General features: G+C 65.2%; 14 protein-coding genes. 12 read left to right on the top strand and 2 right to left on the bottom strand.

Annotation, left to right across the window (positions count from 1 at the left end):
- Positions 1 to 4: 4 nt before the first annotated feature.
- Together YQ44_RS21975 and YQ44_RS21970 are read right to left on the bottom strand one after the other, a co-directional pair.
- The gene (locus tag YQ44_RS21975) at positions 5 to 1759 is read right to left on the bottom strand and encodes an allantoate amidohydrolase (protein ID WP_071325200.1); all 1755 of its coding nucleotides are present in this window, start codon (positions 1757 to 1759) and stop codon (positions 5 to 7) included.
- Positions 1760 to 1831: 72 nt separating this feature from the next.
- Positions 1832 to 2770, bottom strand: a complete 939-nt coding sequence (locus YQ44_RS21970) for a LysR family transcriptional regulator (RefSeq protein WP_034754583.1) — start codon at positions 2768 to 2770, stop codon at positions 1832 to 1834.
- A 131-nt stretch (positions 2771 to 2901) separates the two neighbouring features.
- On the opposite strand from YQ44_RS21970, the gene YQ44_RS21965 reads away from it, so the two are divergent.
- From YQ44_RS21965 to YQ44_RS21910, 12 genes are all read left to right on the top strand, one after another.
- Complete coding sequence (locus YQ44_RS21965) at positions 2902 to 4134, top strand: urate hydroxylase PuuD (RefSeq protein ID WP_071325199.1); 1233 nt, start codon at positions 2902 to 2904, stop codon at positions 4132 to 4134.
- Positions 4131 to 5366 carry a M20/M25/M40 family metallo-hydrolase gene (locus tag YQ44_RS21960; protein WP_071325198.1) on the top strand — a complete coding sequence of 412 codons (1236 nt, stop codon included), beginning with the start codon at positions 4131 to 4133 and terminating at the stop codon, positions 5364 to 5366. Before YQ44_RS21965 ends, YQ44_RS21960 begins: the two co-directional genes overlap by 4 nt.
- A 74-nt stretch (positions 5367 to 5440) precedes the next feature.
- Positions 5441 to 6367, top strand: a complete 927-nt coding sequence (locus tag YQ44_RS21955) for a LysR family transcriptional regulator (RefSeq protein ID WP_071325197.1) — start codon at positions 5441 to 5443, stop codon at positions 6365 to 6367.
- A gap of 144 nt (positions 6368 to 6511) precedes the next feature.
- Entirely contained in the window at positions 6512 to 7186 is a 675-nt protein-coding gene (locus YQ44_RS21950) for a DUF4286 family protein (protein ID WP_071325196.1), read from the top strand.
- Between the two features lie 108 nt (positions 7187 to 7294).
- Complete coding sequence (locus tag YQ44_RS21945; protein ID WP_083412003.1) at positions 7295 to 8641, top strand: MFS transporter; 1347 nt, start codon at positions 7295 to 7297, stop codon at positions 8639 to 8641.
- 4 nt (positions 8642 to 8645) lie between these two features.
- Complete coding sequence (locus YQ44_RS21940; RefSeq protein ID WP_071325195.1) at positions 8646 to 9323, top strand: DUF2848 domain-containing protein; 678 nt, start codon at positions 8646 to 8648, stop codon at positions 9321 to 9323.
- Positions 9324 to 9327: 4 nt separating this feature from the next.
- Positions 9328 to 10671 (top strand): amidase, encoded by a 1344-nt coding sequence (locus YQ44_RS21935; RefSeq protein ID WP_071325194.1) that lies wholly within the window; start codon positions 9328 to 9330, stop codon positions 10669 to 10671.
- A 133-nt stretch (positions 10672 to 10804) separates the two neighbouring features.
- Positions 10805 to 12109, top strand: coding sequence for a paraquat-inducible protein A (locus YQ44_RS21930; protein ID WP_442905848.1), 1305 nt, complete (start codon positions 10805 to 10807; stop codon positions 12107 to 12109).
- Positions 12102 to 13733, top strand: a complete 1632-nt coding sequence (locus tag YQ44_RS21925; RefSeq protein WP_071325193.1) for a PqiB family protein — start codon at positions 12102 to 12104, stop codon at positions 13731 to 13733. Before YQ44_RS21930 ends, YQ44_RS21925 begins: the two co-directional genes overlap by 8 nt.
- 23 nt (positions 13734 to 13756) lie before the next feature.
- Complete coding sequence (locus tag YQ44_RS21920) at positions 13757 to 14326, top strand: PqiC family protein (RefSeq protein ID WP_232250967.1); 570 nt, start codon at positions 13757 to 13759, stop codon at positions 14324 to 14326.
- Positions 14327 to 14380: 54 nt separating this feature from the next.
- Complete coding sequence (locus tag YQ44_RS21915) at positions 14381 to 14773, top strand: DUF2946 domain-containing protein (RefSeq protein ID WP_071325191.1); 393 nt, start codon at positions 14381 to 14383, stop codon at positions 14771 to 14773.
- 77 nt (positions 14774 to 14850) lie between these two features.
- A complete protein-coding gene (locus tag YQ44_RS21910; RefSeq protein ID WP_232250966.1) occupies positions 14851 to 16962 on the top strand; it encodes a TonB-dependent receptor in 2112 nt (703 codons plus the stop codon).

Here is a 16962-nt window from a genome sequence, read left to right as displayed (position 1 = left end):
AGCCTTAGGGCTTCGGCTGGAAGTTGCGCAAAAACGCCAGCAGCGCGCGCGCCGCGATGTCGGCGTCGTCGGCCGTCATGCTTTCCAGCGGGTTGTGGCTGATGCCGCCATTGCCGCAGCGGGTAAACAGCATGGCCACGTCCGTGATGGCGGCCATGGCCATGGCGTCGTGGCCGGCGCCCGACAGCAGCGCATATGGTTCGATGCCGACGGACTCCACGGCCTGCGCCAGCTGCGCCATCAGCCATGGCGCGCATGGCGCGGCACGCGCCGACAGCAGCAGCTCCAGCTGGTAGTCGATCTGGCGCCGCGCGCAGATGGCGGCGATGCCGTCCAGAATATCGTCGACGGCAGCCTGGCGCACGGCATCGACGGCGGCGCGGATATCGAGCGACAGGGTGCAGGCGCCGGCGATCACGTTGACGGAGCCGTTGGGCACCTGCAGCTGGCCTACGGTGCCCACCAGCGCTTCGCCCTGGCTGCAGCGTCGTTCCACCAGCAGGATGATTTCGGCCGCGGCGCTGGCCGCATCCTTGCGCATGTTCATGGGCGTGGTGCCCGCGTGGCTGGCCACGCCGCCCAGATTGACCAGGTAACGCGAGCTGCCGGCGATCGCCGTGACGATCCCCAGCGGCAGGTCGCGCTCGAGCAGCACGGGGCCCTGTTCGATATGCACTTCCACGTAGCCGAGCAAGTCGGCCGGATCGCGCGCGATGGCGCCGATGGCGGATGCCGCATGGCCGGCGGCGGCCAGCGCGTCGCGCATGCTCACGCCATCCGTGTCGCATTGATCGAGCAGCGACAGATCGAACTTGCCCGTGACGGCCGTGCTGCCCAGGAAAGTGCTCTTGAAGCGCACCCCTTCCTCTTCGGCGAAGCCGACGATCTCGAAATGGTACGGCAGTTTCTCGCCCCGCTCGTGCAGGTGGCGCACGACGGCGATCGGCAGCACGATGCCCAGGCGGCCATCGTACTTGCCGCCATTGCGCACCGTGTCGTAATGCGATCCCGTCATCAGGGTCTTCGCGCCGGGGACGTCGGACAGATAGCGCCCGACCACATTGCCGACGGCGTCGATGTGCACCTGCATGCCTGCTTCCGCCATCCATTCGGCCAGCTGCGCGGCCGTCTTCCGGTGCGCCGGCGTCAGGTAGGCACAGGTCAGGTTGTAGTCGCTGTCGCTCCAGCCAGCCAGCGTTTCGGCGTGCTGCATGATGGTCGGCCCGAAATCCAGGCGCACGTCGAACAGGTCGTTCAGGCGCAGCTCGGCGATGCGCTTGATCTGCCGCAGCGATTCGGCCAGCTCATCGGCGCGCCGGTTCTTCAGGCGCCGCGCAAACGTGGTGATGATGTCCTGGCGCGTCAAGCCTTCGCCCGTCGGGCCCTTGACGGCCAGGATGAAGGGGAAACCGAATTTGGCGTTGTATTCGCCATTGAGGCGCTGCAGCGTGGAAAATTCCTCGGGACTGCACAGGTTCAGGCCGGACTTGGCCTGCTCGCGCGTCGATTCCGCCGTCAGCTGTCCCGCGATGGCGGCCTTGCCTGCTAGCTCAGGATGGGCGCGTATCAGCCCAAGCTGCTCTTCTGGCGAGGCTTGCGCCAGCACGCGCTGCAATTCCGTCTTCAACGCCGTCAGGCTGGAAAATGGCATGGCGGGGGCCGCCCGCTGGGCAATCCAGGGCGAATGTTCATAGATGCCGTGCAGCTGCTCGATGAAGCCGGCGTGGCTGTTGGCGTTCAGGTTTGAAAGGGTGGTCATGGTTTTCCGATCATGCAAGCGGTGATGATAGCGCCCCGTCCTGCGCCCATTATATGCGCGCGCTGATAGCAGCTATCGCTGTACCAGCGCCTTGGCCGCGGCGCTGACCTGGTCGCGCAGCCATTTGTGCTCGGGCGCCTGGTGCACGCGCTGGTGCCACAGCTGGTAAAAGCGCATGGGCGGGAATTTCAATGGCACGGTATACGTTTTCAGCGGCAGTGTCTTTTCATAGAAGCGCATGAATTGCCGGCCCGTGGTGAGCACCAGGTCGGTCTGCGTCAGCATGTAGGGAATCAGGCCGAAATACGCCGATTCCACCACCACGTTGCGCTGCAGGTTCTGGCGCTCCAGGAAGGAATCGATCACGCCGTGGTAGCCCGGCATCATCTGCGACGGCGCCACGTGGGGCAGGCTCAGATAGTCGTCCAGCGTCATGGCGTCGCTGGCCGTGCGCCGCGCATAGGCGTTTTCCGCATGCATGGCGCAGATGATCGGGTCTTCGAACAGCTTCGAGATGTGCAGATGCGCGGGCGGCTCGTCCCAGTTGGCGATGACCAGGTCCAGCCCCCCATCGGACAGCTGGCGGATATGGTCGATGCCCGGCCCCAGGCTGTGCAGCACGACGCGGCTTTTCGGCGAGCCGCGACGCAGCAGGGCCACCACGTTGGGCAGGAACTGGCTGTCCAGGTAGTCGGGCGCGGCGATATGGAAGGTGCGCGCCTCTTCCTGTGCCACGAACGGCGTCTTCTTGACGAACAGGCTTTCCGTCTGGTCGAGGATGCGCTTGGCCGGGTTGAGCAGGCTTTCGCCATGCTGCGTGGGCACCATGCCGCGCGCGCCGCGCACGAGCAGCGGGTCGCCCGTCAATTCGCGCAGCTTGCGCAAGGAGGCGGAAATCGACGGCTGCGGCTGATTGAGTTTGAGCGCCACGCGCGAGACATTCTTTTCCACCAGCAGCAGGTAGAGGATGCGGATCAGGTGCAGGTCGAGGTGTTGCGGCAGGCTGGACATGTGGCGGCGGCTCTGTTGTATATCGAATTGAATATGTCAAATATACGATATTTTTCATGTGATGGGCGGCAAATCCGTTTATCTTGTGTAGATTGGCACGAATATTGGTTCGGTCTGACTCGAGGAAATTTATGGAAGTATTCGCTTACCTGATCCCATACGGCCTTGAATGGCTGAACCTGATCGTCCGCTGGTTGCACGTCATCACGGGCATCGCCTGGATCGGCGCTTCCTTTTATTTTGTCTGGCTCGACAACTCGATCCGCCCGCCCGCGCCCGGCTCCGAGCTGGCGAAGAAGGGCGTGTCGGGCGAACTGTGGGCCGTGCACGGCGGCGGCTTTTATCATCCGCAAAAATACCTGGTGGCGCCCGCCGAATTGCCGAAGGAACTGCACTGGTTCAAGTGGGAAGCGTATTCCACCTGGCTGTCCGGTTTTGCGCTGCTGACCATCGCGTATTACTTCAATGCGCAGGCCATGATGATCGACAAATCCGTGGCCGATATCTCCAGCGGCCAGGCCGTCGGCATCGGCATCGCCACCCTCGTCATTGGCTGGACCGTGTACGACCTGCTGTGCCGTTCGAAGCTGGCGCAATACGAGCTGTGGTTCGGCGTGACGGTGTTCGCGCTGATCGTCGGCGCCGCATATGTGCTCACGCATCTGCTCAGCGGGCGCGCCGCCTACATCCACGTGGGCGCCATGATCGGCACCATCATGGTGGCCAATGTGCTGATGCTGATCATTCCCGGCCAGCGCAAGATGGTCGAAGCCATGGCCGCCGGCAAGCTGCCCGACCCCCAATACGGCCTGAAAGCCAAGCAGCGCAGCGTGCATAACAATTATTTCACGCTACCCGTGCTGTTCATCATGATCAGCAACCACTACGCGATGACCTACCGCAACGATCACGCCTGGCTGGTGCTGGCGCTGATCATGGCGGCCGGCGTCTTCATCCGCCACTTCTTCAACCTGCGCCACAAGGGGCGGGTCGAGTGGCGCTACCCGGCCATCGGCGTGGCCCTGTTGCTGGCCGTGGCCGTGGCCATCGCGCCGAAAGCGCCCGTGGCCGTGGCGGCGGCACCGGTGGTGGATCCTGCCGCGCAGTTCAGGAGCGTGCACGCCATCATCGCCCAGCGCTGTGCCACCTGCCATTCGGCCCAGCCCACGCAGCCAGGTTTCGCCACGGCGCCGGCTGGCATGATGCTGGATAATGAAGGCGAAATCCGCCAGCACGCGGCGCAGATTTACAAGCAGGCCATCGAGCTGAAAGCCATGCCGATCGGGAACCTGACCAATATGACGGAAGCCGAGCGCACTGAATTGGGCGCCTGGCTGCAACAGACCATGCAAGGAGCAAAATGACAATGCACGCGGAACGGATCACGGCCTGGATCGACGAACACTTCGACGAGGAAGTCGCATTTTTGCAGAAGGTGGTGCAGCAGCCGACGGACACGCCGCCCGGCAACAACGCGCCGCACGCGGAACTGGTGGCGCAGCTGCTGCAGGCGTATGGCTGGCAGGCGGAAAAACACGCGGTCCCACAGGAGCAGGTCGAGGCGTATGGCATGCAGAGCATCACCAACCTGATCGTGCGCCGGCCGTATGCGGCAGGCGGTCCGACGGTGGCCCTGAATGCGCATGGCGACGTGGTGCCGCCCGGCGACAACTGGACGTATCCGCCGTATGGCGGGCAGATCGACGGCGGCTATATGTATGGCCGCGCGACGGCCGTCTCGAAGGGCGATTTCGCCACCTATGTGTTTGCCGCGCGCGCCCTGGAGGCGCTGGGTATCCCGTTGCAAGGCCAGCTGGAACTGCACTTCACGTATGACGAGGAATTCGGCGGCTTGCTGGGGCCGGGCTGGCTGCTGGAGCAGCAGCTGACCAAGCCCGATTTCGTCATCGCGGCCGGTTTCAGCTACGGCATCGTCACCGCGCACAACGCCTGCCTGCAGCTGGAAATCACCGTGCACGGCAAGGCCGGCCACGGTTCCATGCCGGAGACGGGCCATGACGCGCTGCAGGCGGCCAGCAAGATCCTCAACGCCATCTATGGCCAGCTGCCGGCGCTGAAAAAGATCAAATCCAGGGTGGCGGGCATCGACTCGCCCACCATGCTGGTGGGGCGCATCGACGGCGGCACGAATACCAATGTGGTGCCGGGCAAGGTGGTCATGAAGATGGACCGCCGCATGATCCCGGAAGAAGACCCGGTGGCGGTGGAGGCGCAGGTGCGCGCGCTGATCGAAGACGCCGTGCGCGGCGAGCCGGGCATCCGCATCGAGATCCGCCGCCTGCTGCTGTCGCATGCGCTGCGTCCCTTGCCCGGATCCGAGCAGCTGGTGGGCAGCCTGCAAAGGAATGCGCAAGCCATTCTCGGCGAAACCATTCCCGCCGTCGGCACGCCGCTGTATGCGGATGCGCGCCTGTATGGCGAGCGGGGCATACCGGCCGTGCTGTATGGCGCCGGCCCGCGCACGGTGCCCGAATCGAATGCGAAGAAGGCCGACGAGCGCCTGGCGCTGGACGACTTGCGCAAGGCCAGCAAGATCGTTGCCCTGACCTTGCTCGACTTCCTGGCGCAGAAATAGGGCCGGGGACTTTGGCTTACAATGGGGAGGATACTCACACTGTGAAGAAGAGCCCCATTGATTGAAGAGCCAAATTGAATACCCGTTTTCTCGAAGCGTTCGTCTGGGCCGCGCGGCTGGGCAGCTTCCGCACGGCCGCCGACAAGCTGCACATCACGCAAGCGGCCATCTCCAACCGCATCGCCTCGCTGGAGCAGGATTTCGGCACGCGGCTGTTCGACCGCGACGCGCGTGAAATCCGCCTGACCTTCGCCGGGCGCAACCTGCTCGTCTATGCCGAGCGCATGCTGGAACTGTGCCGCGACATGTATGCGGCCAATTCCTCGCCCGCGCTGATCACGGGCGAAGTGCGCATCGGCGTCATTGAAACCATCGTGCATACCTGGCTGATCCCGTTCCTGCAGCGCGTGCAGGAGCGCTATCCCGGCATCGAGATCCAGCTGACGTCCGAATCGACGCGCCGCCTGCACGAACAGCTGCAGCAGGGCGAACTCGATATCGCGCTGCAGACGGACATGCTGACGGGCGACCATATCCGCAGCACGGGCAGCGGCGCCATCGCCATGGGCTGGGCGGGCCGAAAGGCCGACTGGCCGGACACGGGTACGCCGTTCACGGTGGCGCAACTGGCGCAGCACCCGATCATCACCATGAACCGCGGTTCGCAGCCGCATTCCGCGTTAAAGGCGCTGTGCCAGGACGAGGGCGTGCAGCTGGGGCGGGTCCACTGCGTCAGCTCGATTTCCGCCATCGTGCGCCTGGTGAAGGCGGGCTTCGGCATCGCCGTGCTGCCGCTGGCGCCCCTGCGCGAGGAAATCGAGCAGGGCAACATCGCCCTGATCCCCTGCGCCAGCGCGCTGGCGCCGCAGCGCATCGTCATCAGCTACAGCGAGGACATCACCACGGAAGCGATCCAGCTGGTGGCCATGCTGGCGTGCGAGGAGGCGGCCAGGTTCACGCTGGGCCTGGGCGAGGAATATGGCGCCGGCGCGCGGACGTGACAATTAACGTGACAATTAAGTTGCTGTAATCGCCGCGACCCACAAGAAAAACTTATCAGTCGCGTTCAGAATAACCCGTTTGCCAAGCCGTTGCAGGCCACCTATTCTGGGTTTGCATCCACTTACTACGCAAACGGAACCATCATGACGACGTCCACCACCACCTTGCCCGGCATCCTGTTTGTCTGGACCAGCGCCGACCCGGAACACGAACTCGATTTCAACCGCTGGTACGACCGCGAACACGTGGAAGAGCGTGTGCGCATTCCCGGTTTTGTCAGCGGCACGCGCTACCAGAGCGTGCGCGGTCCCCGCAAGTACCTGGGCCTGTACCGCACCGTCTCGCTGGACGCGTTCCAGACTGCCGATTATTTCAAGGCCTTCGGCCAGCAGACGCCATGGTCGGTGACGAATCTGCAGCGCATGGTCGACCCGATGCGCCGCGTCTGCGCCATCGAGGCGGAAACGGGCATGGGTACGGGCGCCTGGCTGGCCGTGCTGCGCCTTGGTGCGGCAGCCATCGGCCAGGACGCGCAGGCGGTGGCCGGCATGGCCGCGCTGGGCGCGACATTGCTGCAGATCGACGGCGTGATCGCCACGCGGCTGCTGACGCCCGATGCCAGCCTGTCCGGCCCCCTGCCGGCAGAGCGGAAGGAAGGCCGCGTGCTCGACCCGATCTTCCTGATCGACGCGTCGTCGGAGGCGGCAGCCCTGGCGGCCGTTGATGCGGCCAGCGCAGGGCTGGGACTGAATCCGGCGGATGCGGCCATCCTGCAGCTGTCCTGGCAATTGCGCGAAGCCGACCTGCACGCTGCCTGACACGGGCCCGTGCATCTTGCCGGCACTGATAACACGAGACACGGGCCACGGCGCAGGGCAAAGCATCCTGCGCCGGGCCTGCAATAAAACTGACGAGAGAGGTAGGCAATGACCACACACACCACCACGCACACCGCGGCGCAGGGCAGCAAGCATGCCGGCGCGCATGCCGCTGCAGCGGGCGAGAAACCCAAGACGGGCCGCCTGGCCACGGCCAGCATGGTCGGCACGACCCTGGAATGGTATGACTTCACCGTCTACAACACCATGGCCGCGCTGATCTTCAACCACCTGTTCTTTCCCTCGTTCGATCCGCTGACGGGCACCATCCTGGCCTTTTCCACGTATGCGGTCGGCTATATCTCGCGTCCCATCGGCGGCGTAATCTTCGGCCACCTGGGCGACAAGCTGGGACGGCGCTGGGTGCTGGTGGTGACCCTGATGCTGATGGGCGTGACGACAGGCCTGATGGGACTCTTGCCCACCTATGCGACGGCCGGCATCTGGAGCCCGATCCTGCTGGTGGCGCTGCGCTTCGTGCAGGGCATCGCGCTGGGCGGCGAATGGGCCGGCGCCGTGCTGATCTCCGTCGAACACGGGGCAGCGGACAAGCGGGGCCGCAATGCCTCGTGGACGCAGGTGGGACCGTCGTTCGGCACCTTGCTGGCAACCGGCTGTATCGGCCTGATCACCTACCTGCTGCCGCATGAAGCGTTCATGGACTGGGGCTGGCGCATGCCGTTCATCGCCAGCCTGCTGCTGGTGGCCTTCGGCATGTGGATACGCAGCGGCATCGATGAAACCCCGCTGTTCAAGGAACTCGACCAGCAGGATGCGAAGGCGGAAGCGCCGATCGGCGACGTGCTGCGCATCTACTGGCGCCGTTTGCTGATCGCCGGCGGCGTGCGCATCGGTTCGGACGTGCTGTACGCGCTGGTGGTGGTGTTCACCCTGACGTACGTGACGACCGTGCTGCACCTGTCGTCGACCCTGGCCCTCACCGCCATCATGATCGGCACGGCCTGCAATGCGCTGGCGGTGCCTGTCTTTGGCGCGCTGTCGGACAGGATCGGCCGCCGTCCCGTGTATGCGCTGGGCGCCGTGCTTGGTCTCGTGTGGGCGTTTGCCTTTTTCACCCTGCTCGATACGGCCAGCCCGGCGGCCATCGTCACGGCCGTCGTCGTGGGCCTGGTCATCCACGCCATCATGTACGGCCCGCAAGCGGCCTTCGTCATCGAGCAATTTCCCACCAAGGTGCGCTATGCGGGATCCTCGCTGGCCTATACCCTGGCCGGCGTCATCGGCGGCGGCTTCGCGCCCCTCGTCATCGCCAGCCTGTACCGCTCGTACAACAGCACCATGGCCGTCTCGCTGTACGTGGCGGCGGCCTTGCTGATCACCGGCGCGGCAGTTTTCGCGGCGCGCGAAACGGGCCGCGGCCCTCTTGAGGAATAAAATCATGACAACATTGAGTTTTCAACTGGCCGGCCACGGCCCCGTCACCTTCGACATCGATCAACTGATCATCGCCGGCTGGACGGGGCGCGACATGGCCATGGTCGAACACCATATCGCCGAACTGGAAGCCATCGGCGTGGCGCGGCCGAAAAGCGTGCCGACGTTTTACCGGGTCGCGGCGGCGCTGCTGTCCAGCGATGCCGGCATCGAAGTGCCGGGCAGCGATTCCTCGGGCGAAGCGGAATTCGTGCTGTTTTCCACCGCATATGGCTTGCTGGTGGGGATAGGTTCCGACCACACGGACCGCAAGGTGGAAAGCTACGGCGTGACGGTGTCGAAGCAGATGTGCGGCAAGCCCGTGGGCGACACCCTGTGGCGCTATGCGGACGTGGCAGGGCATTGGGACCAGCTGCAGATGCGCTCCTGGCGCGAGCGCGATGGCGTGCCGGCGCTGTACCAGGATGGCCCAGTGACGCGCATGCTGTCGCCGGAAGACCTGATCCTGCGTTACACGGGACAAGGCAGCCTGCCGCTGGGCAGCGCCATGTTCTGCGGCACGCAGCCGATCATCGGCGAGATGGGCCACGGCGACGCCTTCGAGCTGGAGCTGTATGATCCAGCCTTGCAGCGCCGCCTGCAGCACCGCTATGCCGTGCAAACCCTGCCCGTGGAAGGATAAGACAATGAGCAAGACCATCCGTGAACTGGCGGCCGACCTGGCTGCCGGCCGCATCACCAGCGTGGAACTGACGCAGCGCATGCTGGCGCGCGCCGAGGCGCACCGCGCGCAGGGCGGCCATGCGTATGTCAGCCTCGATGGCGAGCAGGCGCTGGCCGAGGCGCGTGCCAGCGATGCGGCGCGCGCCGCTGGCCTGGTGCGTTCGCCGCTGGCCGGCGTGCCCATCTCGATCAAGGACCTGTTCGACGTGCGGGGGCAGACCAGCAGCGCCGCCTCGCAGGCGCTGGCCGACGCGCCACCGGCCGACGCCGATGCGCCAGCCGTGGCGCGCCTGCGCGCGGCAGGCGCCATCCTGCTGGGACGTACCAACATGAGCGAATTCGCCTTTTCCGGCCTGGGCCTGAATCCCCATTACGGCACGCCGCGCCATCCGCACGACCGCGCGCGCGTGGCCGGCGGCTCCACCTCGGGCGGCGCCGTCACGGTGGCGCTGGAGATGGCGGCAGGTGCCCTGGGCACGGACACGGGCGGCTCGATCCGCATCCCGTCCGCCTTTTGCGGCTTGACGGGTTTCAAGCCGACGGCGGCGACCGTGCCGCTGGCCGGCACGGTGCCCCTGTCGCGTTCGCTCGATTCGGCCGGTCCCATCGCGCGCAGCGTCGATTGCTGCGCGATTTTGTATGCGGCGCTGTCGGGCCAGGAGATCGCCGATGGCGCGCCCGCACTGAAGGGACTGCGCTTCGGCTTTACCCTGGACTACGTGGGCGCCAATGTCGAACCGCAGGTGCAGCAGGCGTTTGAGCGCGCGCTGGATGCATTGCGCGCGGCAGGCGCGCAGGTAGGGCAGTTCGATTTTCCCGAACTGCTGGAGCTGCCGACGATCAATGGCGGCGGCGGACTGGTGGCGGCCGAAGCCTGGCACTGGCACCGCGCGCTGCTTGAAGCGCAGGGCGCGCAGTACGACCAGCGCGTGGCGGCGCGCATCCGCCGCGGCCAGCAGCAGGGAGCGGCAGACTACATCGACTTGCTCGATGCGCGCGCGCGCCTGATCGCCATCGCCAGACGGCGCCTGGCGCCCTATGACGCCTGGCTGATGCCCAGCGTGGCCATCGTGGCGCCGGAAGTCGCGCCGCTCGAAGCCGATGACGCCACCTTCTTCGCCACGAATGGCCTGGTGCTGCGCAACGCCAGCGCGATCAACTTCCTCGATGGCTGCGCGCTGTCGCTGCCGTGTCACGAGGAAGGCACGCTGCCCGTGGGGCTGGGCATCTGCGGCCTGGCTGGCGCGGATGAACGGGTGCTGCAGATTGGCCGCGCGGTCGAGGCATTGTTGAGGGGGCATCAATAAATAGTGCTGCAGTGCAGGAAAATGCCAACTATGTAATATGATAGCTGGCATTGACATGAGATAGTCGCGCTCGCGCGCCGGCAAACTTCACACTGTGCACCGATACGACCTGATTAGCTGTCATGACTGCGGCGTGCTGTACCGCAAACGTCCGCTGCGTCCACGCGAAAAGGCGCGCTGCATCCGTTGCCGCTCGGTGCTGTACCGGGGCGCCCATGCGCGGGGCGCGCCGGCCGAATTGACCAAGGTGGTGGCGCTGACCCTGGGCGCCGCCCTGGTCTTCCTGATCGCCCAGTTCTTTTCCATCGTCGAACTCGACGTCAACGGCCTGACTTCCAGCGCCACCTTGCTCGGTTCCATCCGCGTGCTGTGGTCCGAACAGATGCACATCGTGGCGACGATGGTCTTCCTGTTTACCATCCTCTTTCCCGCCATCGAGCTCGGCTCCCTGCTGTATGTGGCGCTGGGCCTGCGCCTGGGCGTGAGGGTTCCCGGCTTCAACCGCGTGCTGCGCGCCGTGCAGACGGCGCGCGAGTGGGGCATGACGGAAGTGCTGATGATCGGCATCCTGATCACCGTCGTCAAGATGACGAGCTTGGCCACCGTGGTGCCGCAACCTGGCCTGTTCGCGTTTGGCGCGCTGACGCTGATGCTGGCCATCGTCGTTTCGTTCGACCCGAAGGCGCTGTGGAACCTGGGCGACGACCTGACGCGGCAAGCGCTGCCCGGCATCCGCTACAAGGCCTTTGCGCCCGGCGAGAAGGTCGTGCCCTGCCATGCGTGCGGCCTGGTGGCGCCGCCTTTGGTCAAGGGCAAACACCTGGAGTGCGCGCGCTGCGGCTCGGCCCTGCACGTGCGCAAGCCAAACAGCATCAGCCGCACCTGGGCCCTGCTGATCGCCGCCATGATCCTGTACATCCCCGCCAATCTGCTGCCCGTGATGGTCACGCAATCGCTGTTTGGCGCACAGGACGATACCATCATGAGCGGCGTCGTTCTCTTCTGGACCAGCGGCTCGAAAGGCCTGGCCATCATCATTTTCATCGCCAGCGTGGTCGTGCCGATGTTGAAACTGGGCGTGCTGGCGCTGCTGGCCTGGACGGCGCAGCGGCGCTCGCGCTGGCGGCCGCGCCAGCGCACCATCCTGTACCGCATGGTTGAATTCATCGGCCGCTGGTCCATGCTCGATATCTTTGTCGTCACCCTGACGGTGGCGCTGGTGCGCTTCAAGTCGCTGGCCGTGATCACGGCCGGCCCTGGCGCGCTGGCCTTTGGCGCGGTGGTGGTGCTGACCATGCTGGCGGCGATGCAGTTCGACCCGCGCCTGATCTGGGACCCCGTCGATGACAGGGCGGCCGAGGATGAAGAGCGTGCCAGGCTTGCGCCAAATAGCAAAAATACCGGAAACAATACAGTGATTGGAGAACAGCATGTCTGACAAAGAAGCGGGCGACCTTGCCGAAACCGGTGCGCGGCCACTGCCCGAACCCGATGTGGATCCGGCCAGCCGCTGGCTGCCGTCGCTGGTGTGGCTCATTCCGTTGCTGGCCGCGCTGATCGGCGCGGGCCTGGCCGCCAAGTCCATCCTCGACCAGGGCCCCACGGTGACGGTCAGCTTCACCAGCGCCGAAGGCCTGGAGCCGGGCAAGACCAAGGTCAAGTACAAGGATGTCGACATCGGCCAGGTGCGCGCCATTACCCTCGATGACGACCTGACCAAGGTGCAGGTGACGATCGACATGAGCAAGGAAGCGCGCCGCTTCGCCACGGCCGATTCGCGCTTCTGGGTGGTGCGCCCGCAGATCGGCGCCAGCGGCGTGACGGGCCTGGGCACCTTGCTGTCGGGCGCGTATATCGGCGTCGACACGGGCAAGTCGGAAGCGAAGAAAGACAGATTCGTCGGCATGGAAAATCCGCCCGCCGTGGCCGGCGACCAGAAGGGCAAGCTGTACACCCTGCATGCGGACAGCCTCGGTTCCGTCGACGTGGGCTCGCCCCTGTTCTTCCACCGCCTGCGCGTGGGCAAGGTGGTCAGCTTCGCGCTGGACAAGGACGGCAACGGCATCACCATGTCGGTCTTCGTCAATGCCCCGTACGATCAATTCGTCGGCAAGAACGCGCGCTGGTGGCATGCCAGCGGCGTCGACGTGCGCCTCGATTCCAACGGCTTCAAGTTGAACACGCAATCGCTGGCCGCCATGCTGGTGGGCGGCATCGCCTTCGAGGCGGAAAACGGCCGCAAGCCGGAAGAGCCGGCGCCGGCCGGCACCAGCTACCGCCTGGCGGCCGACGAGGCCAGCGCCATGCGCGAACCCGATGGCGAGGCCATTACCACCGTGTTCTATTTCGACCAGTCCCTGCGCGGCTTGCAGCCCGGCGCCACGGTGGACTTCCGCGGCATCGTGCTGGGCGAAGTGCGTTCGGTCGGCATCGAATTCGATCCTGTGAAGAAGAACTTCCGCATGCCGGTGACGGTCAACCTGTACCCGGCGCGCCTGGGCATGCGCTTCAAGGCGGCCGTCGACGATGCGGAAGGCTCGGCCGGCCACCAGCTGATGGAGCGCATGGTCAGCCGCGGCCTGCGCGCCCAGCTGCGCACGGGCAACCTGCTGACCAGCCAGCTGTATATCGCGCTGGACTTCTTCCCGAAAGCGCCGAAGGTGGCGCTGGACCTGAACAAGTATCCGCTGGAAGTGCCGACCGTGCCGAATACCCTGGATGAATTGCAGACGCAGATCGCCAGCATCGCGCGCAAACTGGACCAGGTGCCGTACGCCGAGATCGGCAACAACCTGAACGCCACCATCAAGCAGGCCAACACCCTGTTCAAGCAGCTCGATGGCCAGGTGGTGCCGGAAATGCGCGACACCCTGACGGCGGCGAAGCAGACCTTCGGCACGGCCGAGCAGGTGCTGCAAAAGGATTCGCCGCTGCAGTCCGATGTGCGCCAGGCCTTGCAGCAGCTGACGCAGACCCTGCAATCGCTGAATGCCCTGTCGGATTACCTGGAACGTCATCCCGAGTCCCTGATCCGCGGTAAAAAAGGAGATGAGAAAAAATGAAGCAGCCAATTCTTGCGCTTTTGATGACAGCCGTCCTGCTGGGTGGTTGTTCCACGCCGCAGCCCGAGCATTTCTATACCCTGAGCGGCGGCGCCGACGCGCAGCCGGCCAAACCCGTGAAATACTATGTCGAGGTGCTGGCCGTCAGCGTGCCGCAGCAGGTGAGCCGCAACCAGTTCGTCGTGACGGCGCCCTCGGGCCGCATCGAATTGCTCGAGCAGCAGCGCTGGGCCGGGCCGCTGGCCGGCGAGATCGGCCAGTCCCTGTCGACGGCCGTGACGAACGAGCTGGGCGCCATCGATGTGTTCCGCACGCCACATCCGGACAACCTGCCCGTGTACCGCATCAGCACCAATGTGCAGCGCTTCGAGTCGGTGATGGGGCAGTACGCGCTGATCGACGCCGTGTGGAGCGTACGCCAGCTGGCTGGCAACAAGGTAGTGACTTGCCGCACGGTGGCGAATGAAAAAGTGGCTGCCGGCTACGATGAACTGGTGACGGGCCACCGCCGCGCCGTGGCGCGTATCGCCACCGACATGGCGGGCGTGGTGCGCGCCCTGGAGGCCGGCAACGCCGCCTGTCCCGCCACCTGAGCCGATTTTCGCCTTTCCTGCCCGGCCGGCCGCTGCTAGAATGTGGCCATGGGAATGACCGCACTCACACGTCGCTGCGCCGCCTGGATCGCCTGTTTCGCGCTCCTGCTGGCGGCGCTCGCGCCGTCGATATCCCAGGCCGTCGCCAACGCCAAGCAGGAATCGGGCTCCGGCTGGGCTGAAATCTGTTCGGTGGCCGGCATCCGTTTCGTCCAGGTCGCCGACGATGGCGCTGCCGATGGCAAGTCCGGCGGCAAGGCCATGCAGATGGAGCATTGCGCCTTCTGTGCCACGCATGCGGGTTCCGTCGGCTTGCCGCCCAGCCCCGTGCTGCCGCTGCCTGTCGCCGGCGGCACGGCCATCCTGCCTGCGCTGTACTACCAGTCTCCCGCACCGCTGTTCATCTGGTCCACCGCGCAATCGCGCGCGCCGCCCGCTCTCGTCTAGGTTTTTGCATTTTTAATGTTTGCGTTGTCCGCCTTCCGGCGTGATGCGCCGCATCCGCATACTTAAACGAGAATCACATGAACAAACAACTGTTGGTGCTGGCCGCGGCCATCACCGTGGCTTATCCCTGCGCGCAGGCGCAATCCGATCACGTCATCGACACCGTCGTCGTCTCCGGCTCGCGCGCACAGGCGTGGCTGTCCGAAACGCCGCAGGCCATCGGCGTCGTCAATGAAAAGACGCTGCAGCGCGACAAGCCCAAGACCATGGGCGATATCCTCAACCGCATCGCCGGCGTGTACTGGAATGACCTGGGCAACGAGCAGCACAGCATGAGCATCCGCCAGCCCATCGGCACGAATGCCGTCTACCAGTACCTGGAGGATGGCATTCCCATCCGCCCGCTGGGCGTCTTCAACCACAATTCGCTCAACGAGATGAACATGGCGGGCGCCAGCGGCGTCGAAGTGGTCAAAGGGGCCGCTTCCTCGCTGTATGGCAGCAATGCCGTGGGCGGCGCCGTGAATTTCCTCACGGCCGGCGCCAGCGCGACGCCGACGGCCAGCGCCAGCGTGCGGCGCGACGGCGTGGCCGGCTTTACGCGCTACGACACGGCCGCCAGCGACACCTGGGGGCCGCTGGGACTGCGCTTTTCCCACTACAGCTCGCGCCGTTCACGCGACAACTGGCAGGAATACAGCTATGGCGACAAGGACTCGTTCTCGCTGCGCGCCGACTATGCGCTCAGTCCCACTTCCCAACTGCGCGCCACGCTCGTACACACGGACCTCAACGCGGCCATGACGGGCAGCCTGTTTGAAAACGATTACCGCCATGATCCGGGCAAGAGCCTGAACACGTTTACCTACCGCAAGGACAAGACCACGCGCATGAATGTAGCGTGGGAAGGGGCGACGACGGCCGGCGGCACGACCACCGTCACCGCCTTCACGCGCAAGAACGACCATGGGCAGTTGCCGGCCTATTCCATCGGCAGCTGCGCCGGCAGCCTGTGCAAGGGCGTCATCAACAACAACCACGTCGATTCGCTGGGTCTGGACGTCAAGCACCAGCAGAATTTTGCGTGGCTGAATTCGCGCCTGATCGCCGGCGTGTACGTGGACAAGAGCGACAATCCCTTTGTCAGCGATAACCTGGCCATCGTGCGCGACGCGGCCACGGGCCGCTACCTGCGCTATACGCTGGCCAATGCGGGCAATCCGCAGGGCGTGCGCGACTACCAGACGGATATCCTCAACACGGCGTTCTTCGCGCAGTGGGAATTCACGCCGCTGGCGGGCACGCGCGTAGTGCTGGGCGGCCGTTCGGATGCCATCCGCTACGACTACCATAACAATCTGGCGCCGGGCGGCAGCGTCAATTACGGCGCGCCCGACGAAACGCGGCGGTTTTCGCATGTCAGCCCGAAGCTGGGCGCCACCTACGCCATCGGGCATGCGGGCAGCGTGTACGCGAATGTGAGCCAGGGCTTCACGCCGCCCGAGGTCAGCCAGCTGTATGGCAAGACGGGCATCGCCGATCTGCAGCCTTCCGTGTACAACAACTATGAGCTGGGCCTGCGCTGGGCCTTTTTGCAGGGCCGGCTGAAGCTCGATACGGCCGTGTACCGCCTCGATGGCCGCGACACCATCGTCAGCTATACGCTGTCGCCGGGCAATAGCGAAAACCGCAATGCGGGCCGTACCCGCAGCGAAGGCCTCGAATTAGGCTTGAACTACGCCAGCGGCCCGTTCGACGCGCGCTTCGCCACGGCCGTCGCGCGCCACCGCTACCTGCGCTACCAGGTGTCCGGCACGCTCGACTACAGCGGCCGCGACATGCCGCAGGCGCCGCGCGACATCACCTCGTTCGAAGCCGGCTACGCGCCCGTGGCTGGTGCCAGGGTGGCGCTGGAAGTGCTGCACCAGGGCCGCTACTGGATGAACAACGCGAATACGGTGGAGTACAAAGGCCACGCCTTGCTCAACCTGCGCGCCAGCTATCGCCTGTCGCGCAGCTGGGAGGCGTGGGCGCAGGTGCGCAACCTGATGGACAAGCGCTATGCCGATTCGGCCAGCAGCAGCTATTCGGGCGTCGGCAGCTATGCGGCCAATACCCAGAACCAGTACACGCCGGGCGCGCCGCGCAGCGTGATGCTGGGACTGACCTATAACTACCACGTAGAGTGA

The sequence above is a fragment of the Janthinobacterium sp. 1_2014MBL_MicDiv genome (assembly GCF_001865675.1).
Taxonomy (GTDB): Bacteria; Pseudomonadota; Gammaproteobacteria; order Burkholderiales; family Burkholderiaceae_D; genus Janthinobacterium.
The sequence above is the reverse complement of the archived record's forward strand: the minus strand, read 5'-3'. Positions and strand labels throughout refer to the sequence as shown.